16 protein-coding genes are annotated in these 16,823 nt (G+C 69.2%); 11 read left to right on the forward strand and 5 right to left on the reverse strand.

What is annotated here, in order from left to right:
• The first annotated feature begins 91 nt into the window (after nucleotides 1–91).
• The 5 genes from AC1RTO_RS03990 to AC1RTO_RS04010 all read left to right on the forward strand — a co-directional run bounded on the left by AC1RTO_RS03990 (nucleotide 92) and on the right by AC1RTO_RS04010 (nucleotide 5,891).
• On the forward strand, nucleotides 92–3,463 hold the full coding sequence (locus tag AC1RTO_RS03990; RefSeq protein WP_493159605.1) for a polysaccharide deacetylase family protein: 3,372 nt from the start codon (nucleotides 92–94) through the stop codon (nucleotides 3,461–3,463).
• 12 nt (nucleotides 3,464–3,475) lie between these two features.
• Entirely contained in the window at nucleotides 3,476–3,775 is a 300-nt protein-coding gene (locus AC1RTO_RS03995; protein ID WP_493159606.1) for a hypothetical protein, read from the forward strand.
• A 79-nt stretch (nucleotides 3,776–3,854) separates the two neighbouring features.
• Nucleotides 3,855–4,607: a molybdate ABC transporter substrate-binding protein gene (modA, locus tag AC1RTO_RS04000; protein ID WP_493159607.1), complete on the forward strand. Its 753-nt coding sequence runs from the start codon at nucleotides 3,855–3,857 to the stop codon at nucleotides 4,605–4,607.
• The gene (modB, locus tag AC1RTO_RS04005; protein WP_493159608.1) at nucleotides 4,607–5,296 is read left to right on the forward strand and encodes a molybdate ABC transporter permease subunit; all 690 of its coding nucleotides are present in this window, start codon (nucleotides 4,607–4,609) and stop codon (nucleotides 5,294–5,296) included. Before modA ends, modB begins: the two co-directional genes overlap by 1 nt.
• Nucleotides 5,286–5,891, forward strand: a complete 606-nt coding sequence (locus AC1RTO_RS04010; RefSeq protein ID WP_493159609.1) for an ATP-binding cassette domain-containing protein — start codon at nucleotides 5,286–5,288, stop codon at nucleotides 5,889–5,891. The genes modB and AC1RTO_RS04010 overlap by 11 nt, the downstream gene beginning before the upstream one ends.
• Nucleotides 5,892–5,893: 2 nt before the next feature.
• On the opposite strand, the gene AC1RTO_RS04015 is transcribed toward AC1RTO_RS04010, so the two are convergent.
• The 5 genes from AC1RTO_RS04015 to AC1RTO_RS04035 all read right to left on the reverse strand — a co-directional run bounded on the left by AC1RTO_RS04015 (nucleotide 5,894) and on the right by AC1RTO_RS04035 (nucleotide 12,175).
• Nucleotides 5,894–8,119 carry a glycoside hydrolase family 3 N-terminal domain-containing protein gene (locus AC1RTO_RS04015; RefSeq protein ID WP_493159610.1) on the reverse strand — a complete coding sequence of 742 codons (2,226 nt, stop codon included), beginning with the start codon at nucleotides 8,117–8,119 and terminating at the stop codon, nucleotides 5,894–5,896.
• Nucleotides 8,120–8,159: 40 nt separating this feature from the next.
• Nucleotides 8,160–9,554 (reverse strand): sugar porter family MFS transporter, encoded by a 1,395-nt coding sequence (locus AC1RTO_RS04020; RefSeq protein WP_493159611.1) that lies wholly within the window; start codon nucleotides 9,552–9,554, stop codon nucleotides 8,160–8,162.
• Nucleotides 9,555–9,945: 391 nt separating this feature from the next.
• Nucleotides 9,946–10,494 carry a 30S ribosomal protein S9 gene (rpsI, locus tag AC1RTO_RS04025; protein ID WP_493159612.1) on the reverse strand — a complete coding sequence of 183 codons (549 nt, stop codon included), beginning with the start codon at nucleotides 10,492–10,494 and terminating at the stop codon, nucleotides 9,946–9,948.
• Entirely contained in the window at nucleotides 10,494–10,973 is a 480-nt protein-coding gene (gene rplM / locus AC1RTO_RS04030) for a 50S ribosomal protein L13 (RefSeq protein ID WP_493160328.1), read from the reverse strand. The genes rpsI and rplM overlap by 1 nt, the downstream gene beginning before the upstream one ends.
• A 164-nt stretch (nucleotides 10,974–11,137) precedes the next feature.
• Nucleotides 11,138–12,175: a COX15/CtaA family protein gene (locus AC1RTO_RS04035; RefSeq protein WP_493159613.1), complete on the reverse strand. Its 1,038-nt coding sequence runs from the start codon at nucleotides 12,173–12,175 to the stop codon at nucleotides 11,138–11,140.
• A 45-nt stretch (nucleotides 12,176–12,220) separates the two neighbouring features.
• On the opposite strand from AC1RTO_RS04035, the gene AC1RTO_RS04040 reads away from it, so the two are divergent.
• Genes AC1RTO_RS04040 through AC1RTO_RS04065 form a run of 6 tightly spaced genes read left to right on the forward strand, consistent with a single transcriptional unit; the run spans nucleotide 12,221 to nucleotide 16,741 of the window.
• The gene (locus AC1RTO_RS04040; protein WP_493159614.1) at nucleotides 12,221–12,628 is read left to right on the forward strand and encodes a hypothetical protein; all 408 of its coding nucleotides are present in this window, start codon (nucleotides 12,221–12,223) and stop codon (nucleotides 12,626–12,628) included.
• 50 nt (nucleotides 12,629–12,678) lie between these two features.
• Nucleotides 12,679–13,062, forward strand: coding sequence for a MerC domain-containing protein (locus AC1RTO_RS04045; protein WP_493159615.1), 384 nt, complete (start codon nucleotides 12,679–12,681; stop codon nucleotides 13,060–13,062).
• A 41-nt stretch (nucleotides 13,063–13,103) separates the two neighbouring features.
• Nucleotides 13,104–13,568: a Fur family transcriptional regulator gene (locus AC1RTO_RS04050; RefSeq protein ID WP_293878207.1), complete on the forward strand. Its 465-nt coding sequence runs from the start codon at nucleotides 13,104–13,106 to the stop codon at nucleotides 13,566–13,568.
• 53 nt (nucleotides 13,569–13,621) lie between these two features.
• A complete protein-coding gene (dxs, locus tag AC1RTO_RS04055; RefSeq protein ID WP_493159616.1) occupies nucleotides 13,622–15,547 on the forward strand; it encodes a 1-deoxy-D-xylulose-5-phosphate synthase in 1,926 nt (641 codons plus the stop codon).
• Nucleotides 15,544–15,678, forward strand: coding sequence for a hypothetical protein (locus AC1RTO_RS04060; RefSeq protein WP_293878211.1), 135 nt, complete (start codon nucleotides 15,544–15,546; stop codon nucleotides 15,676–15,678). The genes dxs and AC1RTO_RS04060 overlap by 4 nt, the downstream gene beginning before the upstream one ends.
• Nucleotides 15,671–16,741, forward strand: coding sequence for a LuxR C-terminal-related transcriptional regulator (locus AC1RTO_RS04065; protein ID WP_493159617.1), 1,071 nt, complete (start codon nucleotides 15,671–15,673; stop codon nucleotides 16,739–16,741). Before AC1RTO_RS04060 ends, AC1RTO_RS04065 begins: the two co-directional genes overlap by 8 nt.
• Nucleotides 16,742–16,823 lie beyond the last annotated feature (82 nt).

Consider the following 16,823-nt stretch of genomic DNA (forward strand, 5'->3'; position numbering starts at 1 on the left):
CCCGAATGACGTCGCAAATGACGTCTTTGTCATCACGGTGACGTGATCGCGCCATCGGCCGCGGTGCAAGGCGGTCGGCGGAGTGTCGTCTATGTCTCAATTGCCCGTGTTCTTCGATGCCAGCGGTCGGCGCAAGCGGCGGTTCACGCTCGGCGTGGTCGCCTTCGTGCTGCTGCTGCTGCTGTCGGTCGCCGCCTTCGCGGTGTCGATCGGGGCGGTGCCGGCCGCGCCGCTGCTGCCGGTCGAGGCGGAGCACCATCTGCTGCACCGGCTGTCGCCACCGCATGGCGTGATCCGCCGCGCCAGGCGGGGGCTGGACTATTATGCCGGCCGTCTGTTCGGCACCGGGCGGGGCAAGGCGGGGGCGTCGGGCAATCCGGCGCTCGCCATCGCCTTCCACACCCCATGGGACCCGTCGAGCGCGGCGAGCCTCGAACGGCATGTCGAACAGCTCGACTGGGTGATCCCCGGCTGGGTGTCGGTGACGGGCGCGGATCATCGCATCACCGTGTTCCGCGATACCGCGGGGCGCAGCATCCTCAACCGCGCGGTACACCGGCCGGTGATCGTGCCGATGATCCAGAATGCGATCGGCGGGACGTGGGACGGCGCCGGCACCGCCGCGCTGCTCGCCGACCCGCGCGCGCGGGCCGCGCTGCTCGACCGGCTGGTGCCGTGGCTGGCGGCGAACCGCGCGGGCGGCGCCTTCTTCGACTTCGAGGACCTGCCGGCGGGCGCGCAGGGTAACTACCGGACATTCCTCGGCGAGGCGCAGCGGCGGTTCGCACCGCGCGGCTGGGTGGTGGCGATCGCCGCGCCGGTCGGCAATCCGGACTGGGACCTGCCCGCCTATGCGCGGGTCACCGACAAGATCTTCCTGATGGCCTATGACGAGCATGAGACCGCGGGGCCGGCGGGGCCGATCGCGTCGCAGCGCTGGTTCGCCGAACAGGTCGCGACCGCCGCGCGCGGCATCCCCGCGGCGAAGCTGGTCGTGGCGGTCGGCTCCTATGCCTATGACTGGCACGACGGGGGCGGCGACGCGATGAGCGTCGACGAGGCGTGGCAGGCGGCGCGCGATTCGGCGACGGTGCCGGCGTTCGACCGGGCGAGCGGCAACAGCGGCTTCGCCTATTCGGACGGCGATACGCGCCATGTCGTCTGGATGCTGGACGCGGCATCGGCCTACAACCAGATCGCCTTCCTCCACCGCGCCGGGGTCGGCAGCGTCGCGCTGTGGCGGCTGGGGTCGGAGGATCCGGGCCTGTGGGCGCTGTTCGGGCGCGACCACCGCACCCTGCCGCCGCCATCGGCGATCGACGCGATCCCCGCCGGCACCAACGTCGATATCGAGGGGGCGGGCGAGATCCTGAAGATCGGCGCGACCCCGGTGGCGGGCGCGCGCCACGCGGTAGCGGGGGCGGACGGGATGATCGCCGACGTCCGCTTCACCCGGCTGCCGTCGCAATATGAGGTCGACCGCACCGGCTATCGCCCCCGCCAGCTGGCGCTGACCTTCGACGACGGTCCCGATCCGACCTGGACGCCGCAGATCCTCGACGTGCTGAAGCGCGAAGGCGTGCCGGCGACCTTCTTCATCGTCGGGGAGAATGCGCTGACCCAGCGCCCGCTGCTCCAGCGGATGGTGGCCGAGGGGCATGAGATCGGCAGCCACACCTATACCCATCCCAATCTGGCGACGGTGTCGCCCGAACAGGTGCGGTTCGAACTCAACGCCAACCAGCGCCTGTTCCAGGCGTTCACCGGCCGGTCGCTGCGCCTGTTCCGCGCACCCTATTTCGGCGATGCCGAGCCGACCACCGCGGATGAGATCGTGCCGGCGCTGCAGGCGCAGGAGCGCGGCTATGTCTCGGTCGGGCTGCACGTCGATCCCGGCGACTGGAAGCGGCCGGGCGTGCAGGCGATCATCGACGCGACGATCGCGCGGGTGACGAGCGCGCCCGCGCAGTGCGACGGCGATTCGGACGCCGATTGCAGCCGCAACATCATCCTGCTGCACGATGCCGGCGGCAACCGCGCGCAGACGGTCGCGGCGCTGCCGGTCATCATCGACCGGCTGCGGGCGCTGGGCTACAGCTTCGTCCCCGTCTCGACGCTCGCCGGCATCTCGCGTGAGGCGGCTATGCCGGCGATCTCGTCGGGCGACCAGCTGGCGGCGCGCGCCGACCTCGCGCTGTTCACGACGCTGGGCGGGCTGGTGGTGGCGCTGCACTGGCTGTTCGCCATCGCGATCACCGTCGGTATCCTGCGCGCGCTGGCGCTGTCCGGCCTGGCGCTGGTGCAGGCGCGGCGCGAATCGCGCACCGTGTTCCCGGCGATCGATCCCGACCGGTTCGTCACGGTGATGATCCCCGCCTATAACGAGGAGCGGGTGATCGAACGCGCGGTGCGCGGCGTGCTCGCCAGCACCGAGGTGCGGATCGAGGTGATCGTCATCGACGACGGTTCGAAGGACGCGACCTCTGCCGTCGTCGCCGCCGCTTTCGCCGACGATCCGCGCGTGCGGCTGCTGACGCTGGTGAATGGCGGCAAGGCGCGCGCGCTCAACACCGGGCTGGAGGTGGCGAAGGGCGAGATCGTCATCGCGCTGGACGCCGATACGCAGTTCGAACCGACCACGATCGCGCGGCTGGCGCGCTGGTTCGACGATCCGGCGCTGGGCGCGGTCGCGGGCAATGCCAAGGTCGGCAACCGCGTGAACCTCATCACCCGCTGGCAGGCGCTGGAATATATCACCGCGCAGAATCTGGAGCGGCGCGCCTTCGCTCGCCTGAACGCGATCACCGTCGTGCCCGGTGCGGTCGGCGCGTGGCGGCGCGCGGCGATCGCGGCGGTCGGCGGCTATCCGCACGACACGCTGGCGGAGGATCAGGACCTGACCATTGCGATCCAGCGGGCCGGCTGGCGGGTGCAATACGACCAGTACGCCGTCGCCTGGACCGAGGCGCCCGAGACGCTGCGCGCGCTCGCCAAGCAGCGGTTCCGCTGGGCGTTCGGGACGCTCCAATGCCTGTGGAAGCATCGTTCGGCGATCGGGCGCAGCGCCCCGCGCGGGCTCGGCTGGGTCGGATTGCCGCAGGCGATCGTGTTCCAGATCCTGCTCGCTGCGATCAGCCCGATCATCGACCTCGCGCTGCTGGTCAGCTTTGTCGTGACCTATCTCGACGTGCAGGCGCACGGCTGGGCGCAGACCAGCCACGACGTCTATACGATGCTCGCCTTCTGGATCGTGTTCACCGCGATCGACCTGCTGGCGGCGACGATCGCCTTCGCGCTGGAACGGCGCGAGCGGTGGCGGCTGCTGTGGCTGCTGATCCCGCAGCGTATCGGCTATCGCCAGGTGATGTATTATGTGGTGCTGAAGGCGATCGCGCAGGCGCTGCGCGGCCCGATGGTGGGCTGGGGCAAGTTGCAGCGGACCGGGCGGGTGACGTCGGGGTGAGGGGGAAGGGGAATGAGGACACATATCGGTATCGCGGCGATCCTCGCCCTGGCCGCGCTGGCATCCTGCGCGACGACACCCGCGGAGAAACCGGTCCTGACGCGGTCGGCGGTGCAGTCGATCGCCCGGGACTGCCGGGCCATCAAGGGGGAGTTCCATCCCGACGGCAAGGCGCTGCCCTATGTCGTCTTCGTGGTTCGTGGCGAGGATGTTCGCGACAATATGGGCGACATGTGTTTCGCCAGACGACTGTCCGCCTACCGCTATGCGATGATGAGTTACCGCGAAGAGGGGCCTTCGCCGGTCGAGTGAGGCCGCCGCCAAAACGAAGGTCGCGTCGCGACGATGCGTCGTATACGACGGAATATATTCCCGATGTTGCGAGGCCAAGATGATCCGCCCCCTGTTGCTGGCCATGTCGCTGACGCTATCCGTCCCTGCCGCAGCGCAGACGCGGGCGCCGCTGGTGCTCGCCGCGGCGAGTCTGCAGGAATCGCTGACCGCCGCCGCGGAGGCGTGGGCGAAGACGGGGCATCCCAGACCGGTGATCTCGTTTGCGGCGTCGTCGGTGCTGGCGCGGCAGGTCGAGGCGGGGGGCGGCGCGGACCTGTTCGTGTCGGCCGATCAGGAATGGATGGACGCGCTGGCCGCCAAGCGGCTGATCGTCGCGAACACGCGGGTGACGTTCCTCGGCAACCGGCTGGTCGTCGTCGCGGCGAAGGGTAATCCGGTGCGCATCCCCGTCCGTCCGCGCGCCGCGCTGGCGCGGGTGCTGGCGGCGGGACCGCTGGCGATGGCGGACGCGCCGGTGCCGGCGGGTCGCTATACCGAGGCGGCGTTGCGCAGCCTCGGCGTGTGGACCGCCGTCGCGCCCAAAGTGGTGCGCGGCGACAGCGTGCGTGCGGCGCTGGTGCTGGTCGAGCGTGGCGCCGCGCCGCTGGGGATCGTCTATGCGACCGACGCCCGCGCGTCGCGGACGGTGCGGGTCGCGGGCGTGTTTCCCGTATCGAGCCACCCCGCGATCACCTATCCGATCGCGCGGATCGCCGGTTCGCGGAACCCGGAGGGCGAGGCGTTCCGCCGCTTTCTGGTCAGCGCCAAAGGCAAGGCGATCTTCGTCCGCTACGGATTCACCGCGCGCTGATGTTGTCGGCGGAGGAATGGACGATCCTGGCGGTGTCGCTGAAGGTCGGGGGCGTCGCGATGGCGGCGGTGCTGCCGCTCGCCTTCGTGCTCGCCTGGGTGCTGGCGCGCGCGCGATTCCCGGGGAAGCTGTTGCTCGATGCGGTCGTGCATCTGCCGCTGGTTGTGCCGCCGGTGGTGACGGGCTGGGTACTGCTGCTGGCGTTCGGGCCGAATGGGCCGATCGGCGGCGTGCTCGAACGCTGGTTCGGCGTCACCGTGCTGTTCCGCTGGACGGGTGCGGCGATCGCGGCGGGGATCATGGCGCTGCCGCTGATGGTGCGCGCGATGCGGCTGTCGATCGAGGCGGTCGACAGGCGGCTGGAAAGCGCGGCGCGGACGCTGGGGGCGGGACCGGCACGGGTGTTCTGGACGCTGACGCTGCCGCTCAGCCTGCCCGGCGTGCTGGCGGGCGCGGTGCTCGGGTTTGCGCGATCGATCGGCGAATTCGGCGCGACGATCACCTTCGTCTCCAACGTGCCGGGGCAGACGCAGACGCTGCCGCTGGCGATCTATTCGGCGTTGCAGCAGCCGGGGGCGGAGGCGATGGTATGGCGGCTGTCGGCGATCTCGGTGGCGCTCAGCCTCGTCGCGCTCGTCGCGTCGGAACTGCTCACACGGCGTGTGAGGCGGGGGCTGCATGTCCTTTGACATCCATGTCGAAAAGCGGCTGGGCGAGGCCGCGGTCGCGCTCGACCTGACCGCGGGCGCGGGGCTGACGGTGCTGTTCGGCCCGTCGGGGATCGGCAAGACCAGCATATTGAACATGGTCGCCGGGCTGCTGCGGCCCGACCGGGGGCGGATCGCGGTCGCCGGGCGGGTGCTGTTCGACGCCGCGGCGGGGGTGGACATCGCGCCGGAGCGGCGGCGCGCGGGCTATGTCTTTCAGGAGCCGCGGTTGTTCCCGCACCGGCGGGTGCGCGCGAACCTGCTGTACGGCGCGCCCGACGACGGCGCGCTGGCGGCGACCGCGGCGATGCTGGGCATCGGCCACCTGCTCGACCGCTGGCCGCGGACGCTGTCGGGCGGCGAGGCGCGGCGCGTCGCGATCGGCCGCGCGCTGCTCATCGATCCCGCTTTCCTCCTGCTCGACGAGCCGCTGTCGTCGCTGGACCGCGCGCGGCGGGGCGAGATCATGGACGCGATCCAGCGCGTCCGCGACGAGGCGGGCCTGCCGATCCTGATGGTGACGCACGACCCCGAAGAGGCGGAGCGACTGGGGACGCGGATCGTGCGGATCGACTGACCTCAGGCCAGCTCGAATTCCTTGCGCTCGCCGTTGGTCGAATCGGTCGCCACCCAGACATGGAACGTGCCGGGCTCGACCACCCACTGGCCGTCCATCCAGAAGCGCAGATCCTCGCGCGACAGCGTGAAGCGGACCTGCTTCGACTGGCCGGGCGCCAGCGAGACGCGCTGGAACCCCTTCAGCTCGCGGATCGGCCGGGTGTGGCTCGCGACGACGTCGTGGATGTAGAGCTGCACCACCTCGTCGCCGGCGCGCGTGCCGGTGTTGGCGACGGTCGCGGTCACCTCGATCCGGTCGCCCATCCGCGCCGGCACGACGACGTTCGACACGGCGAAGCTGGTGTAGCTGAGGCCGTGGCCGAACGGGTACAGCGCCTCGTTCTTGGTTTCGCGATAGCGCGCCTTGTAATCCTGCGCGCCGGTTTCAGGTGCGCCGCGGCCGGTGTTCTTGTGGTTGTAGAAATAGGGTTGTTGACCGCTGAAGTGCGGGAAGCTGGCCGACAGCTTGGCGGACGGATTGACCTCGCCGAACAGCACGTCGGCGATCGCATTGCCGCTCTCGGTGCCGAGGAACCAGGTCGCGAGGATCGCGGGCGCGTCCTTCACCGCGCCCTCCAGCGCGAGCGCGCGGCCGTGGCGCAGCAGCACGACGACCGGCTTGCCGGTGGCGGCGAGCGCCTCGGCCAGCGCCATCTGCGCGGGCGGCACGGTGATCGAGACGCGCGCCTGCGCCTCGCCCGACATCAATTGCGTCTCGCCGATCGCGAGCAGCACGACATCCGCCCCGCGCGCGGCGGCGACCGCGGCGTCGATGCCGCCGGGGATCGCCGCCTCGACCTCCGACCCCTTCACCACCGTCACGTTCGCCTTGCGGTTGCGCAGGCCGGCGGCGACCGAGACGTTCAGCTTCGCGTCCGACATGAACGCCCAAGTGCCGACGACATTCTCGACATCCTCGGCAAAGGGGCCGACCAGCGCAATTTTGGCGGTCTTCGCCAGCGGCAGGACATTGCCCTCGTTCTTCAGCAGCACGATCGAGCGCGCACCCGCCTCGCGGCTCAGCTTGAGCATCGCGGGGGTCGACACGCTGGTCCGCTCTGCCTTCTGGCTGACCGAGCGATAGGGATTGTCGAACAGGCCGACCTGTTCCTTGAGGTGCAGCACGCGGCGGACGCCCTCGTCGAGGCGTGCGATCGGCACCTCGCCCTTCTCGACCAGATCGGGCAGCCACAGATTGTAGAGGTTCGACTGCATGGCCATGTCCATGCCCGCCATGAACGCCTTCTTCGCGGCGTCGCGGCCGTCCTTCGCATAGCCGTGCGCGATCAGCTCCTCGTCGGCGGTATAGTCGCCGACGACCATGCCGCCGAACGTCCATTGCCCGCGCAGCAAGTCGGTCATCAGCCAGCGGTTCCCCGAGGCGGGCACGCCGTCGATGTCGTTGAACGCGCTCATCAGCGTCGCGACGCCGGCATCGACCGCCGCCTTGAACGGCGCCAGATGCACCTCGTGCAGCGTCGACGGGCTGATCTCGGTGAAGTTGTACTCCATGCCGCCCGACACCGCGCCATAAGCGGCGAAATGCTTGGCGCAGGCGGCGACGCGCGTCGGGTCCTTCAGATCCGAGCCCTGGAAGCCGCGGATGCGCGCGACGCCGAGCGCGATGCCGAGATACGGGTCCTCGCCCGATCCTTCGGCGACGCGGCCCCAGCGCTGGTCGCGCGCGACGTCGACCATCGGCGCGAAGGTCCAGTGGATGCCGAGCGCGGTGCTCTCCAGCGCCGCGGCGCGGGCGGTGCGCATCGCGAGGTCGGGATCGAAGGCGCAGGCCTCGGCGATCGGCAGCGGATAGGCGGTGCGCAGCCCGTGGATGACGTCGCCGGCGAAGATCAGCGGGATCCGGAGCCGGGTCTGCATCGCCGCGTCCTGCGCCGCCTTCGCGCCCGCATAGCCGACGCCGTTGAACAGCATGCCGATCGCGCCGGTCCTGATCCGCGCGAGCTGTTCGCTGGCGCCGCCGGTGGCGAGGCCGGGATTGAACGGCACGCCGATCGGGCGGATCTGGTCGGAGAAGCAGGACAGCTGCCCCGCCTTTTCCTGCGGCGTCATCCGCGCGATCAGGCTTTCGATCCGGTCGCTCTGCGCGAGCACGGGGGCGCCGAGCGTCAGCCCGGCGATGGTGGCGCCGCCGCTGAGGACCTGACGGCGATCGAGGATGGCGGGCATGACGGGGTCTCCTGGCGCGTTTCTGTCGTTGCGGAAACGGCTAGACCGCGCGTCCGGCGGGGGCAACCCGCCCGGGCGCATCGCCGAGCCCCAGTTGCTGCCGCATCTGCTCCAGCGGGACGCCCTTTGTCTCCGGGAAATAGAACAGCACGACGACGAATTGCAGCGCCATCATCCCCGCAAAAAACAAAAACGGCGCCCCGGCGGAATACGCGGCGACCGCGGGGAAGGCGGCGGCGATCACCGCGTTGAGCCCCCAATGTGTGCTCGCGCCCACCGCGCTGCCGCGGCTGCGGACCGAGGTCGGGAACACCTCCGAGATATAGACCCAGATGACCGCGCCGGTGCTGGGGGCGAAGAAGGCGATGAAGGTGATGAGGGCGGGCAGGAGGAGCCACGAGGGGATCGTGCCGAGCAGCGACAGACCGCCGACGAGCAGCGATGCGGCCATGCCGAGGCTGCCGACCATCAACAGCGTCCGGCGGCCCAGCCGGTCGATGAGGAGCATGCCGACGAAGGTGAAGATGCCGTTGACGATGCCGATGATGATCGCCTGCACGTCCGCCGACAGCGCGGTCGACGAGCGCGAGAAGATGTCGTTGAGATAGTAGAGGAAGGCGTTGATGCCGGAGAGCTGATTGAAGCCGGCGACGAGCATCGCGAGCAGGATCGGCTTGCGGTGCAGGCGCCACGACAGGCGCTCGCCCACCGGCTGTCCGGCGAGGTCGGCGTGGACGCCGGCGATCTCCCGCTCCGCCAGCGCGCCGGTCATGCCGATGCGGGCAAGCGAGCCCTTGGCCTCCGCATCGCGGCCGTGCATGACCAGCCAGCGCGGGCTGTTGGGGATCCGGAACAGCAGGCCCATGAACACGAGCGCAGGCACTGCCGAAATCCCGAGCTTCCACCGCCAAGCGACGTCGCCGGGCTCGACCGCGGCGATGATCGCGTTGGAGACATAGGCGAGCAGGATGCCGAAGATCACCATGAACTGGAAGGCGGCGACAAGCTGGCCGCGGCGCGACGGCGGTGCGATCTCTGCGATATAGACCGGCGCCAGCACCGACGATCCCCCGACCGCTAACCCGGCGAGGACGCGGAACAGCACGAGCGACCCCCAGTCCCAGGCGAAGGCGCAGCCGATCGCCGAGACGACGTAGAAAAGTGCGAGGATGCGCAACGTGTCGCGGCTGCCGTAGCGATCGCCGGGAATGCCGGCGAACAGCGCGCCGACCAGCGTCCCCCACAGCGCCGCCGAGACGGTGATGCCGAGCCAGCCGGGGGTGAGGCCATATTCGCGGGTCAGCGCATCGGTGACACCGGAGATCACTGCGGTATCGAAGCCGAACAACAGCCCGGCGAGTGCCGCGGTGGCGATACAGGCGAGCAGCCCGGGATTGAGGATCGAGGGCTCGCGGCCGGCTGTCTGCGTCGCCAAGGCGGGTTCCTTATGTCGTTGCTGCGGCCACAACGCGCGGGATCGGCGGTGGGGTCAACGGGGTTCGTTTTCGGCGTGACGGGGGCGGGCGGTTATGTGTGCTTCGTTGCCCCGGACCGGTTCGGGGTCCACGAGGCGCTCGGGATGGCTCATGTCGGAGCGCGCGTCGCCGCGCAGTGTACCCGGAACACGTCCGGGGTGACGGGGAGGGGTGAGCGCTGCCGGCCAGCGCATCGCGGTGCGCACATACGAGAAGGGCGGCCCGTTGCCGGACCGCCCCATCGTGGCTGTATCGCATGGGCCACGCCGTCGAACGTGGACGGCTTCGCCGCCCCCGCCGCCTGCCGTGGCCAGCCTCCGGATTGCTGTCGCGATCCGGAGTGCCCCGCACTTAGCGCTTCGAGAACTGGAAGCTGCGACGTGCCTTCGCACGGCCGTACTTCTTGCGCTCGACGGTACGGCTGTCGCGGGTCAGGAACCCGGCGGCCTTGACCGGCGCACGCAGGATCGGTTCGAAGCGGGTCAGCGCCTGGCTGATGCCATGCTTGACCGCGCCGGCCTGGCCCGAGAGGCCGCCGCCCTTGACGGTGCAGACGACGTCATACTGACCTTCGCGCTCGGTGATGCCGAACACCTGGTTGATGACGAGGCGCAGCGTCGGACGCGCGAAATAGACTTCCTGATCGCGACCGTTGATCGTGATCTTGCCCGAACCCGGCTTGATCCACACGCGGGCGACGGCGTCCTTGCGACGGCCGGTCGCATAGGCGCGGCCGAACTTGTCGAGGATCTGCTCACGCAGCGGCGTCGTCGGCAGGACCTGGACCGGCGCGGCAGGCGCTTCGCCGTCGGTGGTGACGGCCGGCGCGGCGTTCGCAGCCGGTGCCGGCTGCTGCGTCAGCGACGCGAGGTCGGAAAGGGACTGGCGATTGTCGGTCATTACGCGCCCACCTTGTTCTTGCGGTTCATGCCCGCGATATCGAGAACTTCCGGGTTCTGAGCTTCGTGCGGATGCTCGGTGCCCTTGAAGATGCGCAGGTTGCGCATCTGCTCGCGACCCAGCGGGCCACGCGGGATCATGCGCTCGACGGCCTTTTCGAGAACGCGCTCCGGGAAGCGGCCTTCGAGAACCTTGGCGGCGGTGACGCCCTTGATGCCGCCGGCATAACCGGTGTGCTTGTAATAGATCTTCTTCTCGGCCTTGTTGGACGTGAAGCGGATCTTGTCGGCGTTGATGACGATGACGTTGTCACCGCAATCGACGTGCGGGGTGAACGACGTCTTGTGCTTGCCGCGCAGGACGTTGGCGATGATCGACGCGGTGCGGCCGACCACCAGGTCGGTGGCGTCGATAATGTGCCACTTCTTCTCCACCTCGTGCGGCTTGGCCGACTTGGTGGTCTTCATGAGCGCCTTCATGGCGTGGACCTTTCGGTTTGAAACGATGCACGCCGCCCCAGGGGACGGCGTGATTGAGTGGCCCAATGATCGAACCCACCCGCGAAGTCAAGCAAACCGCGGCTTTGCTGACGGGTAAAATGATACCATGCGGGACGGGTGGGCTGGATCGAGGGGGGTGGCGATCAGGCGGTGCGGCGTCCGCAGGCATGGGCGGCGACGACGGTCGCGATCAGCAGCAGGGCGGCATTGGCCTGATGCGCGACGGCGACGTCGATCTGCACCCCGGTCATCAGCGTGGCGATGCCGAGGATGATCTGGAGCGTGACGAGCCCGACGACCCAGAAGCCGGCCTTCGACCCCGCACGGGTCGCGGCGACCGCGAGCCAGGTGAGCGCTGCGGCGGCGGCGAAAGCCCACCAACGGTGGATGAACTGGACGACGACGGGATTGTCGACGGCATTGCGCCACGCCGGATCGACCAGCGGCACGCCGGCGGGGAACAGCGCGTCGCCCATCAGCGGCCAACTGGCGAAGGCATAGCCGGCATCGAGGCCGGCGGTGAACGCGCCATAGACGAGCTGGACGAACAGCAGCGCCAGCGCCGCGACCGCGACTCGGGTGAGGCGCGCCGGGCAGGACAGCGGATTGCGATGGAGCGCGATCAGGTCGAGCGCGGTCCAGACGATGCCGGCGAGGATGGTCAGCGCGGTGAGCAGATGGACCGCGAGCCGGACGTGGCTGACGTCGGTCCGCTCCGACAGGCCGGAGGCGACCATCCACCAGCCGATCGCACCCTGGAACCCGCCGAGCGCGAGCAGCGCGACCAGCCGCCAGCCATAGCCTGCCGGGATCTGCCGGCGGACCGCGAACCACAGAAGCGGCAGGGCGAAGGCGAGGCCGATGATGCGGCCGAGCACGCGGTGCAGATATTCCCAGAAGAAGATGCCCTTGAACCCGGCGAGCGTCATGCCCTGGTTGAAGGCGGCATATTCGGGGATCTTGCGGTAATTGGCGAATTCCGCCTGCCAGTCCGCATCGGTCAGCGGCGGGACGATGCCGCTGATCGGCTTCCATTCGGTGATCGACAGGCCCGATTCGGTCAGGCGGGTGATCCCGCCGATGACGACCATCGCGACGATCAGCCCGGCGACGGCGAACAGCCAGCGCGCGCCGCTGCGCGGCCGGGCACGGGAGAGGAAGGCGGCGCTAGGCTGGAGCATGCGAGCGCGATACACCCGGCGCCGCCACGCGCCAAGTGTCAAGCCGTGCGCGGGGGGGAGAGAGCCGATGCTACCGGGATTGATCGCAATGATGTTGCAGGCGGCGACGAACGGGCGCGCGCCGCCAATACGCTTAGGGAATTGGGTGAATTTCGTGCTGCCGAGGCCATGCGACAGCGGGCGATCGCGACGTTTCGCGGCATGACGGACCCGGCGGGTTGGGACGGCTTCCTTGCCGAGCTGGGGCCGGCGATCGCCCGTCGCGACGCGACCTCGGAGCCGCTCGACCTTCTCCCCAAGTCCCAGGCGGCGATGCGATGCGCGGGCGAACCCGATCACCTCAGCGCCTTCGATCGTGGGGTCTGCGCGACGCCGGCAATAGCCGACATGGTGGCCACCTTTCGAAAGAACGACGCCGAGCGCAATCGGGCGGCGCAAAAAACGACGATGTGATGTTGTAACCTGCCGCGCCCCGGCCTAGATGGTCGCTACGGATGCCCCAGATGACTCACCCCGTACGCCGCCTCGGCTGGGCCGGCCTCGACCGCGCGGCGATCGCGCTGTCGGGTCTGTGCGTCGTGCATTGCCTGGCGAGCGCAGTGCTGCTGGCGATGCTGTCGGCGGCGGGCGGGCTGCTGCTCAATCCGCTGTTCCACGAGGTCGGACTGACGATCGCGATCCTGCTCGGCGCGATCGCGCTGGGGCGGGGCGTGATGGAGCATGGCTATATCATGCCCGCGTCGATGGGCGCGTTCGGCCTGGGGATCATGGCGGGGGCGATGACCCTGCCGCACGAGGGCGGCGGCGGGGCGGAGACGCTGTGGACGGTGATCGGCGTCGGCCTGCTCGCCTTCGGTCACGACCTCAACCGGCGCGCGGTCGTCTGACGCGGCTTGCCGTGGGCCGCGTGGCTCCCTAAATTTGGCCGATGGCCCATGCGCATCACACCCATCACGAACCGCAGGGCGACGACCTGACCAGGGCCGCGCAGGCGACGCTGGAAAAGTCCGGCGAGCAATGGACTCAGATGCGCGCCAACGTGTTCGAGGCGCTGGCCGGATTCGCCAAGCCCGCGAGCGCCTATGACATCGCCGAGGCGCTGTCGAAGCGTGAGGGACGCCGCGTCGCCGCCAACAGCATCTATCGCATCCTCGACGTCTTCGTCGCCTCCAACCTCGCGAGGAAGGTCGAGAGCTCGAACGCCTATGTCGCCAACGCGCACCCCGACTGCCTGCACGATTGCATCTTCCTGGTGTGCGATTCCTGTGGACAGACGGTGCATCTGGACGACGACGTGGTGACGCGCGGCGTCAGGAATGCCGCGCAAGCCGCTGGATTCTCTCCGGTTCGTCCCGTCATCGAGGTGCGGGGAAAATGCGCCGACTGTGGTTGATCGGGCGTTCGCCGACAATCGACACGTTCCGACTTAGCGCGTAGACGGGCCTGATGGCCGAACTACCCGAAACGCCGTTGCTCGATACCGTCAAGACGCCGGAAGAGCTGCGAAAACTGAAGCCCGAACAGCTCCGCCAGCTCGCCGACGAGCTGCGGCAGGAGACGATCTCCGCGGTCGGATCGACCGGCGGACATCTCGGGTCCGGACTCGGCGTGGTCGAGCTGACCACTGCGATTCATTACGTGTTCGACACGCCGCGCGACCGGCTGGTGTGGGACGTCGGCCACCAATGCTATCCGCACAAGATATTGACCGGGCGGCGCGATCGCATCCGCACGCTGCGCCAGGGCGGCGGCCTCAGCGGCTTCACCAAGCGCAGCGAGAGCGAATACGACCCGTTCGGCGCGGCGCACAGCTCGACCTCGATCTCCGCGGCGCTGGGCTTCGCGGTGGCGAACAAGCTCGCCGGCACGCCGGGGCGCGGCATTGCGGTGATCGGCGACGGTTCGATGTCCGCGGGCATGGCGTATGAGGCGATGAACAACGCCGAACAGGCGGGCAACCGGCTGGTCGTGATCCTCAACGACAACGACATGTCGATCGCACCACCGGTCGGCGGGCTGTCGGCCTATCTGTCGCGGATGGTGTCGAGCCGCGAATTCCTGGGGGTGCGCGACATCCTCAAGAAATTCGCCCGCCGCCTGCCGCGGCCGTTCCACCAGGCGGCGCGCAAGACCGACGAGTTCGCCCGCGGCATGACGATGGGCGGCACGTTGTTCGAGGAGCTGGGCTTCTATTACGTCGGCCCGATCGACGGTCATAACCTCGACCATCTGATCCCGGTGCTGGAGAACGTCCGCGACGCCGAGGAAGGGCCGATCCTGATCCATGTCGTCACCAAGAAGGGCAAGGGCTATGCCCCGGCCGAGGCGGCGGCGGACAAATATCACGGCGTCCAGAAGTTCGACGTCATCACCGGCGCGCAGGCCAAGGCGCCGCCGGGACCGCCGCAATATCAGAACGTCTTCGGCGACCAGTTGGTCAAGGAAGGGATGCGCGATCCGACGATCGTCGCGATCACCGCGGCGATGCCGTCGGGCACCGGCGTCGACCGGTTCGCCAAGGCATTCCCTGATCGCGCGTTCGACGTCGGCATCGCCGAACAGCATGGCGTCACCTTCGCCGCAGGGCTTGCCGCTCAGGGGATGCGGCCGTTCTGCGCGATCTATTCGACCTTCCTCCAGCGCGCCTACGATCAGGTCGTGCACGACGTGGCGATCCAGAACCTGCCGGTGCGCTTCGCGATCGACCGCGCGGGGCTGGTCGGCGCCGACGGGGCGACGCACGCCGGGTCATTCGACGTCACCTATCTGGCAACCCTGCCGAATTTCGTCGTGATGGCGGCGGCGGACGAGGCCGAACTGGTCCATATGACGCACACCTGTGCGGTGCATGACAGCGGCCCGATCGCGGTCCGCTATCCGCGCGGGGCCGGGACCGGCATCGCACTGCCCGAGGTCGCGCAGCGGCTGGAGATCGGCAAGGGCCGTATCGTCCGCGAGGGCAAGACGGTGGCGATCCTGTCGCTCGGTACGCGACTGGAAGAGGCGCTGAAAGCAGCCGAGGTGCTGGAGGCGAAGGGTCTGTCGACGACCGTCGCCGACCTGCGCTTCGCCAAGCCTCTCGACGAGGCGTTGATCCGCCGGCTGCTGACGTCGCACGAGGTCGCGGTGACGATCGAGGAGGGCGCGGTCGGCGGCTTCGGCGCGCACGTGCTGACGCTGGCGAGCGACGAGGGGCTGATCGACGGCGGGCTCAAGCTGCGCACGATGCGCCTGCCCGACACGTTCCAGGACCAGGACAAGCCCGAGAAGCAATATGCCGAGGCCGGCCTCGACGCCGATCATATCGTGCAGACCGTGCTGACGACGCTGCGTCACAATAGCGCGGGCGTGAGCGAGGGCGTGCGGGCTTGAGCGGACCGGTGAAGGCGGCGATCATCATCGCGCTAGCGGTGGTCGTGCTGGTGGCGCTGAACGTGCGCATGTATCGCGCGATGAAGGCGGCGACCGCGAAGGGGCGCGAGACCGAGGCGGGCGGTGACTGACCTGCCCGGCGCCGCTTCGCTCAACGAGGCGGAGCGGCGCGTGCTGGCGATGCTGGCCGAGGGGCACACGGCCAAGACGATTGCGGCGGTGCTCGGCACCAGTGTCCATGCCGTCAACGAGCGGCTGCGCGAGGCTCGGCGCAAGACCGGCGCGGCGAGCAGTCAGGAACTGGCGCGGGCGCTGGCAGCACAAGAAAATCGGGACGACAAAATCGGGGTGGCGACAACGCGGCCTGTCGAGGAGCGGGACCTGCCGCCGTCGCATGGTGCGACGGTCGGTCTGCGAAAGGGTCTTCATCCCATGACCGTCCTCATCAGCCTTGGCTTGGCGGGAGCGTTGCTCGCCGGTGTCATGACACAAGGCGGCCAAACGGCGCGCGATTCGCTGCTCGGCGATCTGGTGGAAGACAAGGGTGGCCAGCCGGGCGATCTGTACCGGAAGCTGCGTGGCGAACCGCGTGACGCGGTATGGGCGGGCGAGAGCGAGGCGGCGCTGCTCAACCGCTTCGGCGCGGTTCCGGGCATCGCCAGGCTGCGCGTCACCTGCGGGGCGACGCTGTGCGAGGTCGCGGGTGTGCTCAGGCCGGGATCGGCATCGGGTCCGGCGTTGCTCGCGGTGCAGGAGGTCGCCTTGCGCGGCCTGCGCGATCTGGGGTTCGCCGACGTCGCGAGCCTGGCCGCGGGCGGAGAAGGGGCCGGCGATGGCGCGCCCTTCGTTGCCTATCCGGTGCGCCTGCCCGCCGACGTGCCGCACGTCGTCGCCACCGTGCCAGTTGCCGGGGCCCGGATCGTACCGGGGCCATATGTTCTGTCGGTGACGTTCGATCGGGCGATGCGCCCCGGCAGCTTTTCGTTCGTCACCCGCGATCAGGGCGCCTATCCCGATTGTGATGGCAGACCGCGCCAGTCCGCGGATGGTCGTACCTTTTCGATGACGTGCACGGCGCGACCCGACACGGTCTATGCGATCGGCTTCAATGCCCCCCGTTTCCGCAACTTCGTAAGCGCGACCGGCGGTGTCGCAGCGGAACCGGCGATATTGTGGTTCCAAAGCGGGCGGTAGTGCCGGGTGCTGTCGGCCGCCGCTTGTGGGAACACGCCAACGCCCGTTGATCCGAGGGCTTCCACGCCGGCCTCCTGATCGA

This window comes from Sphingomonas sp. GW821-FHT10F09 (assembly GCF_058809195.1).

Coding starts and splice junctions, on each gene's coding strand:
- AC1RTO_RS03990 (WP_493159605.1), top strand. CDS start 92: ATGTCTCAATTGCCCGTGTTCTTCGATGCCAGCGGTCGGCGCAAGCGG.
- AC1RTO_RS03995 (WP_493159606.1), top strand. CDS start 3,476: ATGAGGACACATATCGGTATCGCGGCGATCCTCGCCCTGGCCGCGCTG.
- modA (WP_493159607.1), top strand. CDS start 3,855: ATGATCCGCCCCCTGTTGCTGGCCATGTCGCTGACGCTATCCGTCCCT.
- modB (WP_493159608.1), top strand. CDS start 4,607: ATGTTGTCGGCGGAGGAATGGACGATCCTGGCGGTGTCGCTGAAGGTC.
- AC1RTO_RS04010 (WP_493159609.1), top strand. CDS start 5,286: ATGTCCTTTGACATCCATGTCGAAAAGCGGCTGGGCGAGGCCGCGGTC.
- AC1RTO_RS04015 (WP_493159610.1), bottom strand. CDS start 8,119: ATGCCCGCCATCCTCGATCGCCGTCAGGTCCTCAGCGGCGGCGCCACC.
- rpsI (WP_493159612.1), bottom strand. CDS start 10,494: ATGACCGACAATCGCCAGTCCCTTTCCGACCTCGCGTCGCTGACGCAG.
- rplM (WP_493160328.1), bottom strand. CDS start 10,973: ATGAAGGCGCTCATGAAGACCACCAAGTCGGCCAAGCCGCACGAGGTG.
- AC1RTO_RS04035 (WP_493159613.1), bottom strand. CDS start 12,175: ATGCTCCAGCCTAGCGCCGCCTTCCTCTCCCGTGCCCGGCCGCGCAGC.
- AC1RTO_RS04045 (WP_493159615.1), top strand. CDS start 12,679: ATGACTCACCCCGTACGCCGCCTCGGCTGGGCCGGCCTCGACCGCGCG.
- AC1RTO_RS04050 (WP_293878207.1), top strand. CDS start 13,104: ATGGCCCATGCGCATCACACCCATCACGAACCGCAGGGCGACGACCTG.
- dxs (WP_493159616.1), top strand. CDS start 13,622: ATGGCCGAACTACCCGAAACGCCGTTGCTCGATACCGTCAAGACGCCG.